The organism is Streptomyces sp. NPDC048182, assembly GCF_043202555.1.
In the GTDB taxonomy this organism is placed as follows: Bacteria; Actinomycetota; Actinomycetes; order Streptomycetales; family Streptomycetaceae; genus Streptomyces.
On record NZ_JBIDAQ010000036.1, the window covers coordinates 1 to 1,050 of the forward strand.

General features: G+C 67.3%; 1 pseudogene. It reads left to right on the forward strand.

Annotated features, from left to right (window positions below):
* The first annotated feature begins 35 nt into the window (after positions 1 to 35).
* Positions 36 to 943: pseudogene (locus ACGFZL_RS32060) on the forward strand (IS5 family transposase).
* Positions 944 to 1,050: the final 107 nt, after the last annotated feature.

Genomic DNA, 1,050 nt, shown 5'->3' on the forward strand with positions numbered 1-1,050 from the left:
CCGCCCACGACCGGGCATCAGACAGTTCCCCACCCATGACCAGACCAACGAACCACCTGCCCAACCGTCACGACAAAGACCGTTGCAGTACTAGGGGGTGTCTTTCCGATCATCGGATCGTTGGTCCGGTGGTGAGGGATGGGGAGATTTCTGACGCCGCCTGGGCGGTTATCGAGCCGTTGCTGCCGCCTGCGGGCAAGGCCCGTGGCCGGTGGCGGGACCACCGCCAGGTGCTCGAGGGCATCGTGTTCAAGTTCCGCACCGGGCTGCCCTGGAGGGATCTGCCCGAACGGTTCGGCCCCTGGCAGACCGTCCACGGACGGTTCGCCCGATGGGCCGCCGACGGCACCTTCGACCGGCTTCTGACCGCCGCGCAGACACGGGCAGAGGTGGACTGGCTGGTCGCGATCGACTCCACGATCGTGCGAGCCCACCAGCACGCGGCTGCCAAAGGGGGCTCGAAGAACGCGGACTCGGACGCTCCCGCGGCGGGCTGACCAGCAAAATCCACCTCGCCTGCGACGGACAGGGCCGGCCTCTGGCGTTCCTGGTCACCGGCGGCAACCGCAACGACTGCACCCAAGCCGAAGCCGTCATCAGACTGATCCGCGTCCCCCCGCCGGGTCCGGGCAGGCCCCGCACCCGGCCCGACCACGTCGTCGCGGACAAGGGCTACTGCGCCCGCACCTTCCGGGCCTACCTCCGCCGACGCGGGATCAGGACCACCATCCCCGAACGCGTCGACCAACTCGCCGGCCGCACACGGCGGCGTGAACGGCCCTGCGGGTTCGACAAGACTGTCTACCGGCGCCGCAACGTCGTCGAACGCTGCTTCCACCGCCTCAAACAATGGCGCGGCATCGCCACCCGCTACGACAAACGCCCCGACCGCTACCTCGCCGTCATCACCCTCGCCAGCACCCTCATCTGGCTCGACCAATGATCGACAAGACACCCCCTAGTACTGCAACGGTCTTTTTCGTGATGGTTTATCGGCTTCTGGTGGTGTGTGGCCGCGTCGTTTGTAGTGGCTGATCCGGGCTTGGTGCT